1 pseudogene is annotated in these 240 nt (G+C 50.4%); it reads right to left on the reverse strand.

Annotation, left to right across the window (positions count from 1 at the left end):
• A pseudogene (locus SB725_RS33620) lies at nt 1-240 on the reverse strand (1-deoxy-D-xylulose-5-phosphate synthase); the annotation flags it as partial.

The following is a 240-nucleotide window of genomic DNA, read 5'->3' on the forward strand; positions in this document are numbered from 1 at the left end:
CGGATAACGTACCGCCGTGCAGCCTGGATGCTCATAGCAAGTATTGAGCAAGTGGTAGCATTCGTTCTCATCTTTTGGCGCTGCAATCACCATATTAGGCACACAACGTAAAAATCCGAAATCAAACACGCCAGCATGCGTGGCACCGTCTTCACCGACTAGGCCCGCTCGATCGATGGCAAACATCACATCGAGATTCTGTAGAGCCACGTCATGAATCAGCTGATCATATCCACGCTG

It is taken from the genome of Pseudomonas sp. SIMBA_041 (assembly GCF_046535095.1).
Taxonomy (GTDB): domain Bacteria; phylum Pseudomonadota; class Gammaproteobacteria; order Pseudomonadales; family Pseudomonadaceae; genus Aquipseudomonas; species Aquipseudomonas mucoides.